The organism is Acidilobus aceticus (assembly GCF_055392325.1).
On record NZ_AP042407.1, the window covers coordinates 1,132,606 to 1,152,065 of the forward strand.

The following is a 19,460-nucleotide window of genomic DNA, read 5'->3' on the forward strand; positions in this document are numbered from 1 at the left end:
GCGCCAAGCAGTGAGACGTCGACTTAAACTTTCCTGAGAATCTCCGAAAAGGCCCTTATGACGTCACTCTGTCCGCTCACCGTTACTACAGTCGCGCCGCAGCACTGTATCTTTGAGATCTCAGCTAAACTGGCCGACGGAGGCGCAAGAAGGGCTAACCTACGGCCCTTGCTGATGAAGCTGCAGATTGTTTCAGAGGGCTCCAAGTCCCTGACGGTTTGCCTTAGGTCAGATATCATGACAACTCTCTTAGCGGTTTCAGAGGCCCTCAAGGCCTGGGAAACGTTGGTATACCCATCGAACCTGAGCGACGCCAACAGCCTTATCATGGTCTGCCTCTTCAGGGGCCCCTTTACAGGCTTCACTGTATCATTAAAGAGCACCAGTAAATCTATGCTGTCCGTGGCCAAAGCGGCAGCCGCTAGCGCCATAGAAGAGTATGGCCTCATGGAGCCGCTTATGTCCAGTAAGAGCGAGAAGCTCTTTACCTTCTCGCGAGTTCTATAGGTCATAAAGTTACTGGCCATTCTTATGTACTTTAGCTCGGACCTTCTCAAGTCAAGCCGCCCGCCAGCGGTGTTATAAGTTGTTCTCTTGCCCTGATGTAGACCTGTCGCTGTTCTGGTGAGTGAAAGCTCTAAAAGGCGTTCAAGGGCCCTTCTTTCCTTCACGTCTTCAGTATTAATATAAAGATCCTGAACTACCGGGATTAAGACCTCTGGCGGCAAGTTAGCTAAGGAACTTGTGCCTCCCTGAGCCACCCCTATTATAGCTTTAGCTTCGTTTAGAAGGCTTCTGGCAGTCTCGCCGAGTTCCTTATCATCAACTTTGCTAAGAGCAGCTTCCGCGTATTTGCTTTCCTCCATTGCAAGTTGAAGGTAACGTGGCTCCCGATCACTTAAGGAAGCTGCGGCGTGCCTTAGTGAGAGGGAAGCCTTAACTAAGGCCTCAAGCGAGGACCCCTTTATGAAGCCTTTAATTTCGACCCTCCAGAGGAGTCTGGGATCTACGGCCTTAGCTACGCTTAGGGCTTCCTCGTAACTGTCCGCATTTGCAATGAGCTTTCTTATAACCTCTGCCGCTTTTTCTGCGTTCATATACCTGACAGCTGCCAGGCTTCTTTCTTTGCCAACGCTTAACGCTATGGAGGGTCTCTGCTCCAGAATTTTAGCGACAACGCGAGGATCTCGCAGTTCGCCCAGCTTGGCTAACATGTTTGCAACGTACTTTAACTTGCGTGGGTTCTTAGGAATTCCATGCACATATTGTACTTCATTGATAACATCATAATACGGTTTCGGGTTATGGTCTTTGCATCCCCTCTTCCTAAGGTTGTTGTCGAAGTTATCGTGCCATGCTGGCAACCCAGATAGGTATTCCTTTATCAGGGCCTCTGACTCATCATCTTTAGCGAGCGCTGCCAGAATTATCGTCATTATATCATCATAATCAGCGCGGTCGCTAAGGTTAAAGTACGCCTCTGCAAGGTATATGGCGGTAAGCTCCTCACTTATACTAACACCTTTGCCTTGAGATCTGAGGAACATCGCCAACTTACGCACAAGGTTTATTAAATCCTCAGTCCTCATAGGTGACTCCTTCACCGATGTATTCCTTGACGGTTGCATACACCGTGTCTTCATCGGCTGGGTCCTTTATGAGTGCAGCGGCGGCGGTCTCAATCAAGTGCCTCGGAAGCACGCTTGCACTTCCTTCAGTCTTTGCAATCGCCTGCGCTAAGCGAACCCAGGAAATAGATGCGTCAACGCCTGGCTTATGTGACATGCTGTTGGAGCTCCTGAGGGCGTTAACCGCGCTGACCACCCTCCTCAACATAGAGTCCTTTACGAGGGGCCTATCGTTTACGTGTAACATTATTATTTTAAGCTCGTCTTCAGGATCAGGGTATGTGAACTTAATCCTGACAACCCTCCTCAAGAAGGCATCGCTTAGCTCTCCCTGTGCTACGTCGGTTGGATTGCTGGTAAAGATAAACTGAAATCCTAGACCTTTGGCCTTAAAGGCCCTTTTCAGCTCAGGCACGACTATTCTCCTCTTATCTATTATGTCCAACAGCATGTTTTGGAAATCTTCGTTGCTTCTCCTGATCTCGTCTATCAGAACCCCGGCGTCTAGTATCATGGCCGCGAGCAGAGGCCTCGGGATGAACGAGTTCTCATTGAAGCCATACCTCATAGCCATGAGGGGATGGAAGTCGCCAATGGTCTTATACTCATCGTAATCTGGGGAGGCGGGTAAAACAAAAGGGTCCCTGCCAGACCACAGCCTTAGGAGGGCCTCTCCAATCTCTGTCTTGCCAGTGCCCGGGGGTCCCTCGAAGAGCACTGGCCTGCCTATCATGAACGCTGCGAAAGTAACTTTAACTATCCTGAGGTCTACCAACAGTTTAAACCTCTCCTCGAGCACTTTGACCGCTTCCACGGGGTTCCTCACAGGTCTGGCGGCCTCTGAGACCTGCGAGTAGATTTCCCTGGCCTTAGCCTCTATGGGGTCCTCCTTATCACTGCCATAGCTCTCCATTTTCGGTTACTCCTGCCTCTCTGGTTATGCTAGCTAAAGGGTTTTTGTCTTACTGTTCCTCTATGGTATCGATGTCAATAAGCCAGGAGCCCGGCTCCTCCAGGTTCTTAGCCTCCTCGCCCTCTAGGTCAAGAAGGAAGCAGGCCTCCCTGTATGGGCAGCTGTTGCAGCGACGGCCTCTCTTAGCTGCTGGAAGTATGCCGTTCTTCTTAACTAACAGGTAGTCATCTATGGCTTTAAGTACTAGGGCTGAGAGCCTGCTGTCAAACTTAAACACCCTTGACGCCGTTGGATACCTGACCTCAACAGTAATTTCTTGAGGTCTATAGTTTCTGGCAACCATAAGCCCATAAGCGCTAGCCTGAATAATGTCGCTGATCCACGCTCCTTTCCTTGGCGCTTTTGAGCTCTTCCTTTCAATGATGTGCGCCTTCCCCTCGGCTACTTTGACAGCATCTGCCCGTCCAACTATCATGACGTTCTCATTTAGACTTAGGACAAGGTCGTGTTCACTTATGTAGCCCTTAACTTTATCTCTAAGCATAAACATGGCATGGAAGGCCCTTCCTATGAATAGCCTCAGGATCTCAAGAAGGCCTCTCCTCCTGGGCATGTAAAGCTCAAAGAATGCAAGCCTTGGACAATAGCCAAATGTATGAAGGTCGCTGGGCCTTATTATTGTTGGTTTCTTTTGACCTCCCTTATTGCTAGGCTCAGACGTTTCTCATCGACCTCCCACTCGCTGGACTTTACACCCTCAGGGGGTGAGTCATAATGTATTGCGGCAGCTCTAGTCTCGGACTTCACGTAATCCTCTAGAACCTTGGTTGCGGCTAGAAGCTCCTCATCGCCATTGATCCAGAGCTCTATGTATGCATCCACGGAGAGGCCCGCCTGCTTTCTCATGTACTGGACTCTCCTTATTATTTCCCTTACGGTGCCTTCGAGCGCCTCTTGCTCAGAAATGCGCCTGTCAAGGGCTATAGTGCCGTAAGGCGTCTCCTCTGCGAGGAGCCAGTCTGGGTACTTCGCAGTTATCCTCACGTGCCTCCTCTCCACCCTCACGGTCTGCCCGTTAACGGTAATATCATAGAAACCTTTCTGCAGTATCTCACGTGCAGCCATGGCGTCACTCTGCAGGGCCTTTATGACGGCGGGGGTTAACTTCTTGAAGTCAGGCCCCATGGTGCTGAACTCGGGCTCAAGGCTGTACTCTCTCAGCTCGTTAAGGAGCTCTGAGGATATTACTTTAACTTCCTTGACATTGACGGCCTGAGCTAGTAAGCCTTGAAGTTCTTTAACTGCGTCCTGCACGACCTGTGACGAAGGTGATATGTATAGCGTCTTAAGCGGTCTTCTTAGCTTAATGCCTCCCTTCATTCTGGCCGATAGTGCGTACTCGGTTATCTTCCTTACGATCTCCATTTTGTCCTCAAGGTCCTTGTTTATAAGCGAGAAGTCAGGCTCAGGTAGCCGGGTCATGTGGACGCTCTCTGGCATATCAGGCTCGGCTGGCCTAATGAAGTTCTGATAGAGGTACTCGCTCAGGAAGGGCATTATTGGAGCTGCCATGAGGATCCACGTCTTGAGCGCCGCGTAGAGCGTTGCATATGCGGCCCTCTTTGAGGGCGTGTCGCTCTCCTCCCACACCCTCCTCCTTATGAGCCTTAAGTACCATCTGCTAATGTCCTCAACTATGAAGTCCCTTACTATGCGGGCTGCCTCGTGAACCTCAAGTTTATCAAGGCGCTTCCTGTACTCGTCGAGGTAGCTGTTAAGCCTTGATAGCAGCCAGCGATCCTCGACTTCAAGGTGATCCCTTACGGAGTCCAAGGTAACAGCCTTTGGGTCAAAGCCGTCTAAGCTCATATACATCGAGGCAAACGCGTACACGTTCCTCATTATGGTGAAGTCCCTGGCCGTTACGTCTATGTTATGCCATGAGAACCTGAGGTCCTCCCATGTGGTGTTACGCAGTAAGTAGAGCCTAAGAACGTCGCGTGGGTACTTCTTCAGGATATCCTCAACAGCGACGTAGTTACCGAGGGACTTGTGCATTTCCCTGCCCTGTTCATCCAGGACAAACCCATGAACTAGCACCCTCCTGTAAGGTGCGCTGCCAAACCCTATCACCCCCGAGCGCAGGAGGCTAAAGAACCAGCCCCTCAGTTGGTCATGGCCTTCGAGCACAAGGTCGACGGGCATAAGGCGGTTGAAAGCCTCCTTGTTCCTGGGGAAGCCCAGGCTAGCATAGAATGCTATGCCACTGTCAAACCAGACGTCAGCGACGTCAGGCACCCTGGTCATGACACCGCCGCACTTGGGGCACCTCAGGGTGATCTCGTCAATCCATGGCCTGTGCAGGTGCTCGGGGCGACGGCCGCCAAGCCTGACTACGTCGTCAACGCTTCCTACGACCTCCACGTGACCGCAGTTGTTGCAGACCCATATGGGTAGTGGTATGCCCCAGTACCTCTGCCTGCTAACCACCCAGTCCTCTATATTGGTGACTAGCGAGGCTATCCTGCTCTTGGCCCACGAGGGCACCCACTCAACGTTATCGAGCTGCCTAAGCAGCTCCTGCCTTAGCTTACTGACGCCTATGAACCACTGCTCTGTGGTCTTGAGTACTAGGGGGGTCTTACATCTCCAGCATATTGGGTACCTGTGCCTTACCTTACCTATGTGGAACAACGCCCTTCTGCTCCTCAGGTCATTAATTATAGCTTCGTTGGCCTCCGTTCTGAAGTAAAGGCCCTTGTACTTTCCGGCGTCCTCAGTCAACCTGCCCTGGTTATCGACTACACTTATGGGCGGCACCCCAAGCTTGGAGCCGACTTCAAAGTCTATGTCACCATGACCTGGGGCCGAGTGCACTAGGCCCGTTCCCTCGGTGGCAACAACGGCCTCCGGCGCCATTACGACCCTGTGATACTTTTTCAGGACGGACTGAGCCGGAACTATATCCTCAAGTGGATGTGCGTATTCAAGGCCTTCAAGCTCAGACCCCTTGAATGTCCTGACGACCCTGTAGTTAGTTACACCGGCCTCTCCCATCACTGCTTCCACCCTGCTGCTAAGTATGACGTACCTCTCCCCGTTGGCTTCAACCTCTGCGTACTCCATGTCAGGGTGAGCCATAACAAAGGCGTTAGCTGGCAGCGTCCAGGGCGTTGTGGTCCAGATGAGGAGGTAAAGATTGTCGCTTCCCTTTACCCTGAACTTCACGTAGATGGAGGGGTCCTCTAGCTCGGTGTATTCCGAGACCTCATAATCTGCTAAAGTGGTCTCGCACCTAGGGCACCAGTGCAGCACTCTCTGGCTTCTATAGAGCAGGCCTTTGTCATGTGCTACCTTGAACAGGTACCAGCCGGACTCTATATAATCATCAGAGTAAGTGACATAGGGGTTCTCCCAGTCCATGAAGACTCCGAGTTGCTTGAAGTTCTCTGTCATGCCCTTTATGTTATTCTCTACCACGTCAAGGCACGTGTTTACAAACCTTTCTATGCCAACGGAAGTCTCTATTTCTTTCTTGTTCTTTATATTGTACATCTTCTCGACTAAGATCTCTATAGGCAGGCCGTGAGTGTCATAGCCTGGCTTATCCCACACGTCATAGCCTAACATCCTGTAATATCTAAGCAACGCGTCCTTAAGCACCTTATTCCACGCTGTGCCAAGGTGTATTGAGGAGGCGCTGGCGTAGGGGGGGCCGTCCAAGAAGTAAAGCTTTCCTTTGTTGCCTCTAGACGACTTCATCTTATGGTATATATCATTCTTGTCCCAGAAGCTGAAAACCCAGCCCTCTATCTCGTGCTGGGGCCTATTGTCAGACGCTAGAAGGCCTGAGACCTTCAAGCCTCACACCCCAGTATCTATCCAGTCTACCTTAACGTACTTAGAGCCTATGATTGAGGAGACTAGCTCGCTTATCTCTTTTTCAAGGCCCCCTTTAGCTATCGGCAGCTCCAGGAACCTGAACTCTGGCAGCACTGAGGACTTTATATCTGCGGGTTCCACCCCATACTTCTCCTTAAGCTTTCTCTTGACTTCCTCGTGTTCAGAGTCATAATAGGTCGTGTAATAGATCCTGTAGAGCTTCTTGTGCACTGCTGAGCCTTCTCTATCAGGCATTAGTTGCACCTATACCGCTGGTGCCTTGAAGGCTATTTAGGCTTTTTAAGAGGCCAAATAGCCTTAAAGGACTTTGCTTACTCGGGCCTAGCTATGTAAATGTTGTTCTCATCTTCAATAACTTTTGCCCTTACCTTTGAGCCGATGGGGGCCCTAACGCCAACTATTGAAAAGACTCTGGAACACTCAGGGTCAACCCCGAGCATTTCGTTCTTAAGCCATCCCTCAGAAGCTATCATCAGTGTGACTTTGTCACCCTTCCTATAGGGCTTATCTATCCTAGGGGCCTGACTAAAGCCAAGCTCCACAGGTGAAGGTATTAGCTTATAGCCGGTCTTAGCTTCAAGGTCTTTAAGGTAAGCATAGAACTTGCCCCAGCCCCACGGCTTAACCCCTGGAGGCTTTCTGCCGTACTTATGTTCCTCGTACTTTTGAGCCAAGACACCGGTGGGCCAGCCGCTCCTAACGCCAAGCTTAAGCTCTCTAGCTAAGTTAATTATGCGTGGCAGCTCTTTGTCATTAAGTCCGGGTACAATCACAGGCGTGAGCACTATATCAAGTTTTGTCTCCTCGACAAGCTTTCTCACCGTCTGAATTACGCTCTCAACATTATACCATGAGGCCCCAGCCATTCTTCTGGCAAGCTCGGGGTCGACCGCGTCGATGCTTAAGTTAATTCTATCGAGGCCCGCCTCGTAGAGCCTCTTACCCAGCTCTACTGAGAGGGAACCACCGTGAGTCTCAATGGCGACCCTCTTTATGCCCTTCTCCTGTTTTAGAAGTTTTATAAGCTCTATTATCCGCGTGTTGGTGAGCGGCTCGCCGACGCCATCTATGAGCGCCTCTACGTCACCGCCCTTAGCCCTGGCCACCTCGCCAGCCCACTTAGCTAGCCACTCAACATCGTAGACCATGTATTCGGCCCTTCTGTGCTTTGAGCCGGGGCCAGCGTCGACGCTGCAGAATATGCAATTATGAAAGCAGAGGGTGGAGGGCCTTACCTGTATAACGTTAGACCCCCTCTCAATTACGCCGAAGGCTATGTGCCCCATCAGGGGGAAGTTCCTGTAGATCTTGTAAAGCGCCCTATTGTAAACCTTGGGTCCCTCTCTTATGTCATATGCGCAATCGTACAAGGGGCCCACCTAAACGCGGACTCTTAGCCTCCTGACGGAGTAAAGCGGGCTGGCAACCCCTATGCCTTCAAGTAGCTCACACAGCTTGCAGAGGGCCTTTCCGCTTGGCGTGGGCTCGCCACACCTGACGCACCTACCTAGGTCGCTTCTTGGCTTAATGCCGGCAGCTATGGGCTCGAGCATTCTATCAAGGCTTTCAATAAAGCGGAGGAGCGCTCCTGGGTGCTCGCTCTCGTACCTATAGAGCTCCCTTCTGACCTTGGCTCTAAGGGTTGGGAGCTGGTATATGTAAGGGCACTCCGTCTCCTGTATGTGGTATCCTTTGAGGAAGGTGAAGGTGGCCGTCTCCCACTCATAAATTTTACGGAGGGGCTTTATCCTTCTGACCAGCATAGGGTCCCTGACCAGCTCTGCCAGGGGGTGCTGTCTCAGCAGGCTCTCAAAGTCCCCCCTAAGTATGTTTATCACGGCGGTCTGGCTCTCATCGTCGAGGTTATGTGCGGTGGCAAGCTTGTTGGCGCCAAGCTCCCTCGCGTAGTAGTTCATAATCCTTCTCCTGGCTATGCCGCAGTAAGTGCAGGCGCTGACGCGGGTCGAGCGCTCCTTGGCTTTATACATGATTTCGTCGACGCTAAGGCCCGTGTACTCCTTTATTGAAGTCACTATTACGTCAATGCCGAACTCCTTGGCAGTCATCACCAGATATCGGGCGTCCTCCTCCTTGTTGTAACCGTGAATGCCCTCGATAATGTTAAGGCCTATAAGCCTATCGCTCTTGTAGATCCTGCTCATTACGTCAAGCAGCGTGTAGCCATCCTTGCCGCCGCTGAGAGCTAGAAGAATGACGTCTCCAGGCTCTATCATGTTCCATCTTTCTACCTCTCGCTTAACCCTGGCTGTGATGTCTTCAAAGAAACATTCGCGGCAAAGGGACTCGCCGCTCTGGGGCTGATAAACCTCGGCCTGCCTTAGGCCGCACCTGCTGCAGAGGGGTGGCAAGCCTCTTCCTGAGGCTTAGCTATTACTTTGGACCTATTATACGTGTTTTTCAATAAAGTGGATAAGCAGCGGTTGAACCTTGTTCTGGGGAGCAATGTCTAGCCAGAGGCCTTCTGCCGCGGTGTTAGTCCTGCTCTGGGGCTCGCCCCGGCACGTCCTGCTTGAGAGGAAGAACTGCTCGTTAAAGTCAAGATTTGCATGTGACGTGGCTCTCCCAGGCGGGCTTATAAGGAAAGGGGAGACCCCTGAGCAGGCGGCCTTGAGGGAGGCCTGGGAGGAGGCCTGGGTTCATCCACGCTTGGTAAGGGTTCACGGCAGGCTAGGAACTTTCAGCACCCTTTCTGAGCCTAAGATCTATACAGAGGCCATAGTGGCTGAGCTTAACGGCCCCGTGGATCCAAGGCCAAGGGACCCAGAGGTTGATGCCGTCTTCTGGGTCAACATAAATGATCTAAAGGAGCCCGGCCTGGTTGAGCACAGAAGGAGAGGGACGGTGCGCGGAATACTCCTTGGTAATGATCTGGTTCTTTGGGGCCTGACGCTTAGGATACTCGAGAAGCTTAAGGAAACGTCATGGGTTAATGAAAGTTATTAAAGTATACGGGGGCTACGGATACTTTACCTTAAGATTTAAAGCTATGACTTTATACAAGTCATTAGCTTGTTGGGGCAGCTTAATTGAGCGGAGCACCTTATTTCTGAGCTTGACAAACTCTGCCTGCACTGGGTGCAGGTAGTCCTCACTAAGACCTAGTGTTTTGTATGAGGAGAGCAGTAGGCTAAGGTCGTTCATGGCCTGCTCGTTTAAGGGGTCTTCTTGAAGGGTCTTCAATAAATTCAGCATTCTAAATGTGTACGCTCTGGGCACTTCGTGATTAACTTTCAGGCTGCTGTTGGCTGCCCACCTGCTGAGTTCCATTATTATTGATGCGTTGAGGGGGCTTTCTGTTAAGAGCTGTAATATGGACTTCTCGACAAAATACTCAACTAGGTGTTCAAAGACCCTTGGGTAATCCATGCCAAGCATCCTCACATATTGCATGAGTGGCATGTAATTATCGTAAAGGACGTCGAATTGGTGTGAGAGGTCGACAGTAGCGCTCTCCATTACATGGTTGAGCAGTATTCTCTGCTCATCCTTAAGGGATCTCTGAAGGTCTATGAAGCCATCGCCGAACACGGAGCTAAGGTAACTCACGAGATCGGGCATCATGCCCTTAGAGAACATGTTTGAAATGTCCTTCTCAACTTTCTCGTACTCCTGCATGGACGATATGGTCTTAGCACCACCGAAAACGTCGTACCACCCATAATATATGGCAGCAAACATTACATGATGGTAGGTCCAGGTTACTTTGGATATAAGGGTTGCAACGCCACTTAGAGCCCTAAACCTTCCTAGCTTGAGCGGCGAGAGCCTCTCTATTATGACCCTGTAGGAGTAAAAGTCGGTCTCCTGGGGCATTGACTCGAAGAGGAGTCTCATGGCAAGCATTGCTGCCATCTTCTCTGGCGTCATTGTGGCGCCTATGGCGAATTTCATGTAGATATCCTTCCCAGTCCCGGCAGAGGGATCGTTAGATTTGGCGGTATCTAATACTTCAAGTACTTTAGGCTCTATGTCACTACCGGATGTCTCCCTGAGCAGCTCTAGCGCTCTTCTCATGTGAAGCATTGCTTGTATGGGCTCAGGCCTATATATATCTTCGAAGAACCAGGCGTCGCTTGACTGCATCAAGAGCGACTGTCTCACCATCTCCAGAAGCCTTAGGGCTAAGCTCTTGGACCTCTCGTCGCCGACCCTGAGGTGTTCTTTAAGGAACTCCGCCGCGGCCTCCGAGGAGGAATCTTCCGTTAGCACAAAGCCGTAGTCCAACAATGCCTTCTTGGGATCTATGAACACTTCACCGCCGATCTTAAGGTAGGAGCTCATAATTTCCGAGGCCGCCAAGTCCACGGCAGTCCTGAGCGGGGTTCTCCAGGCTTGAGTCCACCCGGGCCTTATATCAGAGCCACAGCCGCAATTGCTTCTCCAGCGTTCAACGCCGTGTGGACAGCTCCATGACGTGTTCTCCGCTATCTCAATCTCGTACGCTGGCGGGGATATTTTGGAGTAAAACTCTGATACGTTGGTGAGTGATACCCTGTAGCTAGGAGCCAGAGAAAAGGCTCTGGCTAGTTCCACCTCGCCTCCTCTCTTATGATGGCCAAAGGTCTCTCCATCAACTGCTATTGTGACTAGCTGAGGTGTCTGGCTGTTAGGGTCGAACGCTTCAAGTGCTTTTCTGAGTATGAGCTCGCCGCTCTTAAGCGCGTCGCCAAAGGCTACGAGGCCTGAGAGCCATTTATTGTAGAGCACTACCCCTATCTCCTTTCCGGAGGGAAGCACTGCCTTGTAAGTCACCTTAGTATTAACGCTTTGCTCGTCAACGGGCTTCTTAGGGCCTCCAGGCGTGCCAACTGCTTTAGCTTGATTTGGACCCAGGAGGACGAACTTTATGCCGTAATCACTTAGGATTTCCAGCGTTAGGTTGTCAACTGCAGCCTCAGGAAGCCAAAATCCTTCAGGCTCGCGCTCAAAGTACTTCTCAAAGTACTTTATGCCCCACGCTATGGCGGTCTCCCTGTACTCCCTGCTGGCCAAGGGCATTATGATGTGGGCGTAGGGCTGGGCCAGCGCATTGCCATGGCCTGACCTGCTAACTACGCTCTCCTTGTCAGCCTCCACTATGCTGCTGAGCACATTAGGGTATCTCTTGGCTAAGTAGTCAAGAAGCAGGGGGCCAAAGCTGAAGGTGAGGTAGAGATAGTTGTTGAAAAAATCTTCAACAAGACCGTGCTCGTCCTCTAGCTTGGCCATAGCGTTGCTCTCATAGCACTCTCTGGTTATGCGGTCATTCCAATCATGATAAGGCTTCACTGAGGGGTCATAGTCTATCTCTCCAGTCCACGGGTTAAACCTGGGCGGCTGGTAGAAGTGCCCAAAGATGGCCAGGTATCTACTTCTACTAGCGTCTTCTATAGTGTTTGCGTCCATTCGCGCTCAGGGGCACTCTAATACATAGATACTTAAAAACATATTACTATACTTCTTTGCCTAACAGTTTATAGTTTACTTCTAAATTTAAACTGGACGCACACATAAGGTAAGGGCTTCGAACTTACATAATGCGAAGTGATAATAATGGCAAGGGGGCTAGGCGATGAGGACTTAAAGATTGCGTTCCTGTTCGCTATTCCTTATCTGCTGTTCTTTTTATCGTTCAGGGTCTTTGCCTCTCGCTTTCTCTATGCCATGGCGGCTTCGACCGTTGCTATGGCAGCCCTCTCCTTGAAGTTATTCCCTACGATAAAGAACTTCTATAGGTTTTCCGCCAAAAACGTGGTTATGTCACTTCCATTTGCTGGCCTGGCTTACCTACTCTTCTACCTGGGGTGGATAGGCACCGTATATCTTGGCCTTTCAAGGGGCGTCTACTTCATTTATGACGTAGTACCCAGGGAGCCCTTCTCACTTCTTGCACTGACGCTCATAGGCCTTTCAGAGGAGCCTTACTGGAGAGGCTTCGTGCAGAGGGTGTTTGTAGAGAAAAGGCTTAAGCTCGAGTGGCCCTTTGCCGCCCTCTTTTACGGCATAGTTCATCTGGTGACTGGGGACCTTGTACTACCCCTGGCGGCCTTCGTATTTGGTATTGTAATGTCTTGGGCTGCCGAGAGGTATGGGCTTGTTACCTCATCGGTGGCTCACGTGGTCTGGCTTTATGTGATACTTTATGTGATACCAGTGATAAGACTTCCTCTACCTTAGCACTAGGTCCTTGCCACTGGCCCTGGCCCTGAGGACTCTGTAGGTGGGCGTTACACTTCTTGGATGGTTAGCCTTAACAACATCAACGCGGCCCACGCTTGTGTTGAGAGGCGTAGACTTAAGCTTCTCCGGGTTGCTCCGCGCTAGTTCCTCTACCTCTTTCAGTTTCTCCACATACTTGTCTATGTTTTCCTTAGTCTCAGACTCCGTGAATTCGAACATTAATGCCTCCTTGACTATGAGCGGGAAATACATGGTTGGCGCGTAGAGGCCGGCGTCTAGGAGGTACTTACTTACGTCCTCTGCGGTCACTCCAGTCTCGTTAAGGAGCGGCTCGGCGCTTATTACAATCTCATGCTTTCTGGGCCTCGATGAAGCGTAGGGCAGCGAGAACAGCTTGGTCTCCTTAAGTACCCTTGCCGCGAAGTAGTTGGTGTTCAGCGTGGCCACCTCCCCAGCCCTTCTGAGGCCTTGGGGGCCCAGGGAAAGTATGTAGGTGTAGGCCCAGACCAGCTGGGGCACGTTGCCAAGGAACGGCCTTATGGAGCCTGGACTGTTTGACCCTCTCCACCTAACCCTGTACATTTGCTTCTCATCGTCGTAGTACACGACCGGCCCTGGCAGGAGGTCGCTGAGCCTGAGGGAGCCGCTAACGGGGCGATCCTTAATACACACGGGCCCGGCGCCTGGCCCTCCACCTCCGTGGGGTGTCGAGAACGTCTTGTGAAGGTTCAGGTGGGCTATGTCAAAGCCCATGTCCCCAGGCCTGGCGCGGCCTATTATGCCGTTCAAGTTGGCGCCATCATAGTATAGGAGCCCGTCAACGTTGTGAACGTCCCTGGCCACGTCGAGTATCCTCTGCTCAAAGAGTCCAAGGGTTGACGGGTTAGTTAACATGAGGCCTGCCGTCTGGGGTCCCAGCGCTGATCTAAACGCCTCATAGTCTAGGTTTCCGTCGTCAGCCGTGGGTATCTCTACCACCTTGAAGCCGCCCATGGCTGCGCTGGCTGGGTTCGTGCCATGCGCTGAGTCAGGAATTATGATCTCATTTTTGACGTCGGCCTGGCCTTTGGCCACGTGGTAGCCCTTTATTATGAGGATGCCTGTGAACTCGCCCTGAGCCCCTGCGGCTGGGGAGAGCGTGCACACGTCCATACCAGTTATGGCCTTTAGCCACTCCTGCAGCTCGTATAGGAGCTGGAGTAGGCCTTGGATCTTCTCCTCAGGCATAAGGGGGTGTACCATCTCAAGCCTTTCATCAAACGCGTACTTGAGCCCTATGCGCGGGTTATACTTCATGGTGCAGCTTCCCAGGGGGACAGGGCCGTTATCAACACCATATGACATCTCAGAGAGCCTGGTGAAGTGCCTCACAACTTCAACCTCGCTGACCTCTGGCAGCTCAGGCTCCTTCTCCCTGGCGACCTCCTGGGGTATTGGGGCGTCTCCAACTAATTTCTTGAATTCTTCTACAAGGCTTGAGAAGAGCAGGCCCCTTCTGCCCCTGTCAAGTTCATAAATTAACGGCTCACTCCACGCAGACTGCCTGTAGCTCACTTTCTGACCACCTCGCCAAGTAAATTGGCTAAGAGGTCTATGTCTTCCTTGGAGTGCACCTCACTAAAGCTGAGGAGGCCCCAGCTATCTTTGGCCCATGTAACATGGCTTGAGAGCGGGATGCCAGCCATTATCCCTTTGTCCAACAGGAGGCGCCAGAGATTATAGTAAGGCTCAGGGGCCTCTATTATGAAGTCAGCAAAGAACTCGCCCTTCAGCGGCAGCTTAAAGCCATGCCTTGAAACAACGAGGGCTGCATAATGCGCTCTGTACCTTATGGCCTCGGCAAGCTCCTTAATTCCCTTGGGGCCCAGGAGCGACATGTACACAGCGGCTGCTATGGCGTTGAGCGCTGCGTTAGTAGTTATGTTGCTGGTGGCCTTGGACCTCCTTATGTGCTGCTCCCTGGTCTGAAGTATCATGGTGAAGGCTCTCGAGTTTCCATCCTTTGACGTGGTCAGCCCTATTATTCTGCCCGGCATCTGTTTTATTAGGGAGCCATCCCATCTGACAGCCATTATGCCAAGCGTTGAGCCGCCCGCATAAAGGCCTAGGCCAAGCGGCTGGCCTTCGCCGACTGCTATGTCGGCATTCAGCTCACCAGGGGACTTATATATTCCTAGTGCCAAGGGGTCCACGCCTACTATGAAAAGGGAATCACTGTCGTGAGCTATCCCAGAGACTTCTTTGGCGTTCATGTCAACAACTCCAGTGAAGGTGTAGGGAAACTCTAAGTAAACAGCTGATGCCTTTCCCTTGCCCAGCTTTGTCTTGAGATCCTCGACGTCAGCGTAGCCGGTTTCTTTGTCTGTGGAGTAAAAGTCTATCTCTATCCCCTGAGGCCACGTATATGCCTTAAGAGTAGAGAGGTGAAATGGATTAATCACGTCAGGCACCAGCACGCGCTTCGCTCCCTTAACCCTTACTGCCATCAGGGCTGCCTCTCCAAGGGCGCTGGCCCAGTCATACATGCTTGAGTTAACGACGTCCATTTCAAGCAGGTCAGCCATGAGGCTCTGGTACTCAAAGAGGGCCTGAAGCAGTCCCTGGCTTATCTCTGCCTGGTAAGGCGTGTAAGCTGTCAGGAACTCGCCGCGAGTTACTATATCCTTAACTACTGGAGGGACGTAGTGTGGCCTTAGCCCTCCCCCAGCGAAGGGAGGAACCCTTAACTTAGCGTTTCTGTCGAGGAGCTTATCAATAATTCTTGAGACCTCCACCTCGCTCAGGGGCCTGCCAGCGCCTATAGGCATGGAGTTCCATTTACTTTCATCTATTAGGAGTTCCCTGGGGATGTCGGAGTATAGGTCATCCAAGCTTTTAGCGCCTACGGTTGATAACATCTCTTTGATAATACTATCTGAGGAGTTAGGTATCCATGGATAGCTCATGCCCTAGCCCTATGCAAAGGAGCTCTGGTCATTTTTAAACTTGAAATAAGGTTTCTTTTTGAGGGACCTCAAGTTATAAAGGGTTCAAAGATTCCTTCAGGTAACCTCGAGGGATCTTATCCTGCGGGCTGACGCCCTTTGAAGCAGGTAAGCTACCAGCAATACCGCTGCAAGGGCTACTGCGGACACCGCATAATAGATTATATTGTTATTGGCGGTCTTTGGCTTAATGCTAAGGGCCAAGATTATGTACATAGCAGATGACCAGGTAAGTGGCGAGGTTGTAGGCAGGGGAAGCCCAGTGTTAGGGTCTATGGCCTCAGGCAGCAGCCCGTTCTGAGAATGGTCGTAAGCCCACGTCATTAAGCTGAGGGCCGCAGTGTAGTTGCCTGTATCAGAGTAGTAAAGGCCAAGGAAGAGAGTTGTGATTATCCAGGGAGGCATAGGACCGCTGCTGTCAAAGAGGTCTTCGTTGTAGTGATAATCGTCACCATAGAACCTAGCCAGCCCTCCTACCTTCCCATTCCACAGGCCCTCCAGGATAGTATGCACGTTCTCCCTTACGACATCCTGGGGCCATAAAGTTACGTTAAATGAAAGTGGAAGCAGGGCCGAGGAGCTGATTAAGGGCGGCTGCGGGTTAAGCGCAGTTTTAGAGCCGCTTGGAGTGTAGAGCACTACCGGGCTCAGGTCTGAATAGAACGCTGAACCGTTCCAGAAGTACTCATATATGCTCTCGTTGAGCAGCGACGCGGCATAGTATATTCTGCTAACATTGTATCCTAGGTACGAAAGCAGATGAGCCGAGTCCAGGAGTCCTATGAGGTTAAATGCCTGGGTCCAGAAGTGGTATCCAAGGCGATCCTCCCACACGCTGAGGTCCTCAGGAACTAAGTGGAACTTTGAGTTAAGTATCCACGAAAGCTGCGCGTCCACGCTCCTATTTATGAGAGGCAACATGGTCTCTAAGAACGTTATGTTGTGCGTTAATAGGAAGTACTGGTAAATGCCAACTTCAACTATGCCTACGCTGTCAAGTTCAGGTATGCCAAAGGACTGGTCAGGCTCGCCGTTATAAAAGTCGTAGCGAGTAAACCAGACGCCGCTCTTGTACTGGGTCGCATTAAGTAGCCACAGCCAATACTTAAGGGCGCTATCCAGGTGCCCGGACTCCTGCAACGCCATGGCAGCAAAGGAGGAATCCCTGACCCAACTATAAAGGTAGAGCGGGCTCGGCGAAGCAGCAAACGTGCCCAGGTAGGGGTTCTGGTCATCCTTTAATATCAACAACGAAATGTAATATTCCCTTGCTAGCGAGTTAGAGTTTAATCCCACAGGCCTCTTAGACCTAAAGAGCCACGAGTTAACCTTCAGTTCATTGTAGTTTATGATTTCCTTTACGTTGCTACTACACGATGAGTTCAGCGAAAGCCCTATATAACTAGTCCCCTTACTTACATTAACGGAAATTAATGTGTAGTTGATATCGTGAAGTGCGGACAGGCTATCGTTGCTGCAGAGCTCTACATAGAAGTTATATCTATGCATGAAAATTCTGGCAATGTCTCCGTTTAAACTTACGCTGGACTCTGTCGAGAAGTTAACATAAACCGTGAAGGGGGCTTTAGAGCTAACTAATGCTAGAAGCAGGTTGCTGTAGGGCGGAGCCAGCAGCTGCAGCTCGCCATAGTTATTGTATATTATAATGCTGTTATTAACGCCTAGAAACGCCCTCGCGGAGAATCCGGTCTCAAATTTCATTGTTATGGGTAAAAGGCCCAGGGGGCCTACGTAAAAGTTGGCCACGGTGGGTTCATAATTTGAAAGCCCATTAACAGAGGCGTTAGGGATCGGTATGCCTGTAAAGACGAGGAAGCTCGTGTTTACCCAATTGCTCAACAGAAGGAAGGACGGTGAGAGGTTTACAGTGGAGGGTTCAGGTCCTATCGCGCGCGTGGCTGGAACCGCCAGGGTAACGGCCAAGAGTCCTATTAGGAAAAGCCCTAGGCCCCTCGCCAGCAAGGTTAGCTCCTGGCCTCTTGCCAACCCAGGGAATTTTAACTCTAATGTACAGCGTACAGTTTCAGTAGACTCTGAGCTTCCGAGCCCCCAGGGCTAGCTCCCTAAAAAGGCGCTTAGGTTTAGCACACTTTAGGGATCTGAGTGAGCGACCCGGTCATTGACCTCTTGGAATTGTTCAAAGAAAAGGGCCCACTCTCGCCTGGCGACGTGTCGCAGCAGCTTAACATGCCAAAGTATAAAGCGCTCGCGATGGTTTCATGTCTAAGCAGCATGGGTCTGTTGGAGCCACTTTACATAAAGGGCAGCTATAAAATTTATAAGATAAGCCTGGTGGGGCAGCAGTTCCTTGAGAGGGCGGAAAAGGCGGGCACAGCCGCGGCTGCTATGGAGGACCTTCTGTTAGCCCAGCAGCCTGCCAATGAGTCGCAGCAGGGGAAGGAGGCTGCTACGGCATAAACGGAGGCTTAGACTTGAGGTTTATTATTGGTATCGCCGCCCACCCTGGCCTGCTCCTGTCGCTTAGCTCTACCTTCTCGCCGCTCTCGTCCACCTTCAGAAGGACGTACTTGTACCTCTGCTCATCCTCTGTAGGCTTTGAACAGAAGTAGTATATAATTGGTATGCCATAGTATTTGTAGTAGTCTCGGTACGTGGTCTGTATGAAGTAGTAGACGAGGCCGGATTCAAAATACCTGTATATTGGCATGACTATGGCATAGGAGGCCATGCTCGTCGCAAGTCTCGCTATGTCCGAAAGTGAGTCAACCTCGACAGTAAAGGTCTTGGGCACTTCCTCCGTGCCAAAGTCACCGTCTCAAGTTAAGAGGATAAGGATTTTAAACATTCAAGTATAAGACTGAATTTGTGCGGGGGTGCCCGAGCCTGGCCAAAGGGGACGGGCTTAGAACCCGTTGGCGTAGGCCTGCGTGGGTTCGAAGCCCACCCCCCGCACCATAGCACGAGCCTCACATAACTAGGGACTTCAGGGCTTCCCTTGATATTATAAGGAGCTTCCCTAGGGACTATGAAATGATGCCGCGTGAAAGTGAAGACGCAATTAAAGGAGGCCAGCTTCACTTGGCCGGCTCGCCCGGAGGTTGAGCCTTCGCTTGGACCTTGGACTCTAAGCTCTTCACCTTGTAAATGGCAGAGGACCAAACCCTGTCACTAATCTTAATACCGTTCCTCTCTAGAGACTCCTTTATCCTGTTCAAAAACTCCTCGTAGCTCAACGACTCCCTGGCGGTGCCTAGGTCCACGTTTACGACTTTGTGAGAGGCAGGCTCAAGAACTCTTATCACGTCGCTCACTTGGCCTTTCCTCGAATACCTGTAGACGTCAAGCTCCCTTAGCCCGAGCAGCTCAAGCAGCGCTTTGTAGTAGGTGAACTGAGCCCCTTTGCTCACTTTCGCTTGCACCTCTACTGTCGCAGGCCCCCTCCCCTATATAAAAGGCTTCTAGTATACTGGTGAAGTACTTGAAGGTAAGCATAAGCGTGGACTTTGTGGCAGGCATTATCAGGTCGCTTGGCAAAAACTACGTGACTCCAAAGGATTTAAGCGAAGCCATGGGCATCTCCACTAAAACTGCGGGAAGGATACTGAGGGCCTTAGAGAGCAAGGGGTATGTAGCAAGGTACTCTAACAGAGCCTACAGGGTGTTGAGGGGCTCACTGCCTTCTGGCGACGAATGTCATGCGTCTACGTTGATAGTCAGGTACCCTGAGGACCCGCCCATCCCTTACTAGCTCAGCCAAAGCCTTTCTCAAAGGCCTTCTATCTCCATTCCATGCAAGCCGCTGCGCTATCTCCTCAAACGTCAAGCCTTGATCGCCAAGCACCGAAAGTATAGATCTCTTGAGTTTCTCCT

At 51.2% G+C, this 19,460-nt stretch carries 17 protein-coding genes and 1 tRNA gene; 5 read left to right on the forward strand and 13 right to left on the reverse strand.

Going from position 1 to position 19,460, the window contains the following annotated elements; translation table 11 throughout:
* Nucleotides 1-23: 23 nt before the first annotated feature.
* From ACZ5OO_RS05955 to ACZ5OO_RS05985, 7 genes are all read right to left on the reverse strand, one after another.
* The gene (locus ACZ5OO_RS05955; protein ID WP_464078027.1) at nucleotides 24-1,589 is read right to left on the reverse strand and encodes a VWA domain-containing protein; all 1,566 of its coding nucleotides are present in this window, start codon (nucleotides 1,587-1,589) and stop codon (nucleotides 24-26) included.
* On the reverse strand, nucleotides 1,579-2,541 hold the full coding sequence (locus ACZ5OO_RS05960; protein ID WP_013266262.1) for an AAA family ATPase: 963 nt from the start codon (nucleotides 2,539-2,541) through the stop codon (nucleotides 1,579-1,581). The genes ACZ5OO_RS05955 and ACZ5OO_RS05960 overlap by 11 nt, the downstream gene beginning before the upstream one ends.
* A 49-nt stretch (nucleotides 2,542-2,590) precedes the next feature.
* Entirely contained in the window at nucleotides 2,591-3,220 is a 630-nt protein-coding gene (gene cas4, locus ACZ5OO_RS05965) for a CRISPR-associated protein Cas4 (RefSeq protein WP_464078565.1), read from the reverse strand.
* A complete protein-coding gene (ileS, locus tag ACZ5OO_RS05970; protein WP_464078028.1) occupies nucleotides 3,217-6,402 on the reverse strand; it encodes an isoleucine--tRNA ligase in 3,186 nt (1,061 codons plus the stop codon). The genes cas4 and ileS overlap by 4 nt, the downstream gene beginning before the upstream one ends.
* A 3-nt stretch (nucleotides 6,403-6,405) precedes the next feature.
* On the reverse strand, nucleotides 6,406-6,678 hold the full coding sequence (locus ACZ5OO_RS05975; RefSeq protein WP_013266265.1) for a hypothetical protein: 273 nt from the start codon (nucleotides 6,676-6,678) through the stop codon (nucleotides 6,406-6,408).
* A gap of 77 nt (nucleotides 6,679-6,755) precedes the next feature.
* Nucleotides 6,756-7,814 carry a radical SAM protein gene (locus ACZ5OO_RS05980; RefSeq protein ID WP_464078029.1) on the reverse strand — a complete coding sequence of 353 codons (1,059 nt, stop codon included), beginning with the start codon at nucleotides 7,812-7,814 and terminating at the stop codon, nucleotides 6,756-6,758.
* A 9-nt stretch (nucleotides 7,815-7,823) separates the two neighbouring features.
* On the reverse strand, nucleotides 7,824-8,813 hold the full coding sequence (locus tag ACZ5OO_RS05985; protein WP_013266267.1) for a TIGR00269 family protein: 990 nt from the start codon (nucleotides 8,811-8,813) through the stop codon (nucleotides 7,824-7,826).
* 94 nt (nucleotides 8,814-8,907) lie between these two features.
* Here ACZ5OO_RS05985 and ACZ5OO_RS05990 point away from each other — a divergent pair, with 94 nt between their 5' ends.
* Nucleotides 8,908-9,408 carry an NUDIX hydrolase gene (locus tag ACZ5OO_RS05990; RefSeq protein WP_464078030.1) on the forward strand — a complete coding sequence of 167 codons (501 nt, stop codon included), beginning with the start codon at nucleotides 8,908-8,910 and terminating at the stop codon, nucleotides 9,406-9,408.
* A gap of 12 nt (nucleotides 9,409-9,420) precedes the next feature.
* Here the strand turns inward: ACZ5OO_RS05990 and ACZ5OO_RS05995 are convergent, their stop codons facing one another.
* Nucleotides 9,421-11,850, reverse strand: a complete 2,430-nt coding sequence (locus ACZ5OO_RS05995; protein ID WP_464078031.1) for a DUF3536 domain-containing protein — start codon at nucleotides 11,848-11,850, stop codon at nucleotides 9,421-9,423.
* 147 nt (nucleotides 11,851-11,997) lie between these two features.
* Between ACZ5OO_RS05995 and ACZ5OO_RS06000 the strand changes: the two genes are divergently transcribed.
* Nucleotides 11,998-12,621 carry a CPBP family intramembrane glutamic endopeptidase gene (locus tag ACZ5OO_RS06000; RefSeq protein ID WP_464078032.1) on the forward strand — a complete coding sequence of 208 codons (624 nt, stop codon included), beginning with the start codon at nucleotides 11,998-12,000 and terminating at the stop codon, nucleotides 12,619-12,621.
* Here ACZ5OO_RS06000 and gcvPB read toward each other — a convergent pair.
* The 3 genes from gcvPB to ACZ5OO_RS06015 form a co-directional block, all read right to left on the reverse strand.
* Entirely contained in the window at nucleotides 12,613-14,178 is a 1,566-nt protein-coding gene (gene gcvPB, locus ACZ5OO_RS06005) for an aminomethyl-transferring glycine dehydrogenase subunit GcvPB (protein ID WP_464078033.1), read from the reverse strand. The two genes, ACZ5OO_RS06000 and gcvPB, sit on opposite strands and share 9 nt — an antisense overlap.
* Nucleotides 14,175-15,569, reverse strand: a complete 1,395-nt coding sequence (gcvPA, locus tag ACZ5OO_RS06010; protein WP_013266272.1) for an aminomethyl-transferring glycine dehydrogenase subunit GcvPA — start codon at nucleotides 15,567-15,569, stop codon at nucleotides 14,175-14,177. The genes gcvPB and gcvPA overlap by 4 nt, the downstream gene beginning before the upstream one ends.
* A 96-nt stretch (nucleotides 15,570-15,665) precedes the next feature.
* Complete coding sequence (locus ACZ5OO_RS06015) at nucleotides 15,666-17,468, reverse strand: glycoside hydrolase family 15 protein (RefSeq protein WP_464078034.1); 1,803 nt, start codon at nucleotides 17,466-17,468, stop codon at nucleotides 15,666-15,668.
* Between the two features lie 264 nt (nucleotides 17,469-17,732).
* On the opposite strand from ACZ5OO_RS06015, the gene ACZ5OO_RS06020 reads away from it, so the two are divergent.
* Nucleotides 17,733-18,047, forward strand: coding sequence for an IclR family transcriptional regulator (locus ACZ5OO_RS06020; RefSeq protein WP_148217102.1), 315 nt, complete (start codon nucleotides 17,733-17,735; stop codon nucleotides 18,045-18,047).
* Here the strand turns inward: ACZ5OO_RS06020 and ACZ5OO_RS06025 are convergent.
* A complete protein-coding gene (locus tag ACZ5OO_RS06025) occupies nucleotides 18,037-18,381 on the reverse strand; it encodes a hypothetical protein (protein ID WP_048812728.1) in 345 nt (114 codons plus the stop codon). The two genes, ACZ5OO_RS06020 and ACZ5OO_RS06025, sit on opposite strands and share 11 nt — an antisense overlap.
* A 76-nt stretch (nucleotides 18,382-18,457) precedes the next feature.
* Here ACZ5OO_RS06025 and ACZ5OO_RS06030 point away from each other — a divergent pair.
* A tRNA-Leu gene (locus tag ACZ5OO_RS06030) sits at nucleotides 18,458-18,545 on the forward strand.
* Between the two features lie 119 nt (nucleotides 18,546-18,664).
* Here the strand turns inward: ACZ5OO_RS06030 and ACZ5OO_RS06035 are convergent.
* Nucleotides 18,665-18,997: a hypothetical protein gene (locus ACZ5OO_RS06035; protein ID WP_464078035.1), complete on the reverse strand. Its 333-nt coding sequence runs from the start codon at nucleotides 18,995-18,997 to the stop codon at nucleotides 18,665-18,667.
* Nucleotides 18,998-19,068: 71 nt separating this feature from the next.
* On the opposite strand from ACZ5OO_RS06035, the gene ACZ5OO_RS06040 reads away from it, so the two are divergent.
* Entirely contained in the window at nucleotides 19,069-19,338 is a 270-nt protein-coding gene (locus tag ACZ5OO_RS06040; RefSeq protein ID WP_048812729.1) for a MarR family transcriptional regulator, read from the forward strand.
* The last annotated feature ends 122 nt before the right edge of the window (nucleotides 19,339-19,460 follow it).